2 protein-coding genes are annotated in these 2,315 nt (G+C 42.5%); both read right to left on the minus strand.

The window, feature by feature from the left end; translation table 11 throughout:
- Positions 1-161: 161 nt before the first annotated feature.
- Positions 162-1,574 carry a dihydrolipoyl dehydrogenase gene (locus tag HMPREF3179_RS09920; RefSeq protein ID WP_036557940.1) on the minus strand — a complete coding sequence of 471 codons (1,413 nt, stop codon included), beginning with the start codon at positions 1,572-1,574 and terminating at the stop codon, positions 162-164.
- A 100-nt stretch (positions 1,575-1,674) separates the two neighbouring features.
- Positions 1,675-2,315 (minus strand): aminotransferase class V-fold PLP-dependent enzyme (locus HMPREF3179_RS09925; protein WP_141743471.1); only part of this gene is annotated, 641 nt, incomplete at its 5' end.

Raw genomic sequence — 2,315 nt, forward strand, 5'->3', positions numbered from 1 at the left:
CCCCGCAAAAAAGTCGACGCTTCTAAATTCAATCCTAGCAGACAAGTCACCATTCACCCACACATAAATATTTATCATTCTCATTAAGAAAATGCATAAACAAGAAAAAACGCCCATCACTTTTAGCAACGGGCGCATCTTATTCCATTAAATAGAAAATATTATTTAATCGGGGTCAAACCTAAAGGATAGATACTTGGCTCCATTTGACGCGCTATATCTCGCAGTGCAGTCTGTACCAACTCCTCAACCACTGGATGATAGAAAGGCGTATCGAGCAACTGATACACATCGAGCTTTTGAGTCAAAGCCAAAGCTAAGAATTGTGCAATATGCTCTGCACGTGCACCAATCATACTCGCGCCTAATAATTTGCCATCTTTGCGATCAACATAGATGCGCAGCACACCCTGCTTTTTACTCAAAATGCGGCTACGACCATCTGTTTCAGTTAGTGCCTTACCAATAAAGATATCGTCTTCTGATAATTGATCAAAACTTGTTCCTACACTCACAATATCAGGCTGAGTAAAGGCAATAGCTAAAGGTACTTTACGCTCAAAGGCTTGAGCCTCATCACGACTTGCATTAAAACCCGCTACAGCGCCCTCAACTGCCGCTTCGTGCATTAAGGTACGGTATCCATTTGCATCACCAACCACATAAACAGGGTGATCTTTGACTTTGAGGGTCTCTTCATCGAAATGCGGCATACCTTTATCATCTAGCTCAAAGCCTGCTTCTGCCAAATTAAGCTGGTCTAAATTAGAGCGTCGACCTAAAGCCACTAAGACCTTATCAACTGTCACACGATTTTCACCACTAATTAGCTGAACGCCTTGCTCAGCAACTTCTAAATTAGCGGCCTCACTCAAATACATTGGAAATTCATCAGCAAATGCCTCTTGAGCGTATTTAGCAACCTCAGGGTCACGAATGCCACCTACTGAATCAGCCATATCCGCACCAACCACTTCCACGCCAAGGCGTTGCATGGCTAACCCCATCTCCAGGCCAATGGCACCCAAGCCTAAGACACCGAGTCGCTTTGGCAACTCTTCTAATTCAAAGAGCTCATCGGTAGTGATTAAATGATCTTTAAAAGGAACTAAAAAGCCCGGTACCACAGGACGAGAGCCCACGGCAATAATAACAGCCTTAGCTTCGATACGCTCAGTACCCTCTTTACCTAGCACCTCAATCACGGTAGGCTCAATAAATTTCGCCTCACCCATTAATAAATGCTCGCCCCCAGCTTTAACAGCGTTGCTACTAGCGCCAGCAGCGAAATCATCGCGCATGCTACGCACTTTAGCCCAAGCGGCTTGGCGGTCAATCTCAAGATTATCGGTACCTGAGATACCGTACTCTTTTTGCTCTTCACGCATCGACCAAAGCTCTGCGGCATGTAAAGCCACCTTTGATGGCATGCAACCCACTCGGGCACAAGTAGTACCTAAAGGCCCACGGTCAATTAATACAAAACTCTTTTTAGCGCGCCTAACTTCACGCAATGCATATAAACCGGCCGTACCGGCCCCAATAATAGCAACATCAACTTGGCGTTTTTTCATGATTGACCTCATTTCTGGTTGTGATTTATATATTAGACATATCTAATACATAACATAGATTAAGACTTAAACCAAGTTAAATATTGTGATAATTTATGTTTTAGGGAAAAACAGAACTAGCTGTAACGCCAGTTATCTCAAAGCTTTCTAATGCTTTTTCTAGTTGTTTTACAAAAAACAGAATATCTTGCTCAGTATTAAAACGACCTATGCCTACGCGAATTGTGCTCTCTATTTTCTCTCGACTTAAGCCCAAAGCCTTTAAAACATAAGATTGCTGAATTACCCTCGAATTACATGCAGCGCCAGTAGAAACTGCCACTTCAGGTTGAAGTTTTTGTACCAACAAATCGTTTTGATAACCAATAAAAGAAAGGCTTAAATTACCGGGGTGTCGATGCTCCATCGAACCATTAACAGAATACTCAATGCCCTTGTCGTCAAGTTTTTTAAGTAGTAACTTCCTAAGGCTTTCTAAATATGACCTTTCCTCGGCTCGCTGCTTTTGCACTTTTTTGATAGCAAAACTTATTGCCTCACAAAGATATAAAGGGATAGTCCCAGAACGAACACCAACCTGTTGTAATCCACCATGAATTAGAGGAACAGGTTTCAAATCTAGCATTGAGTCGACAATTAGAACGCCTACTCCCGTAGGGCCATAAAGCTTACCACCCGAAAGACTTAACATATCGATGTTGCTTTCGATAGAGCCTGTAAATAATTTTGTGTAACTTCCTT

It is taken from the genome of Oligella sp. HMSC09E12 (assembly GCF_001808505.1).
GTDB classification, from domain to species: domain Bacteria; phylum Pseudomonadota; class Gammaproteobacteria; order Burkholderiales; family Burkholderiaceae_B; genus Oligella; species Oligella urethralis.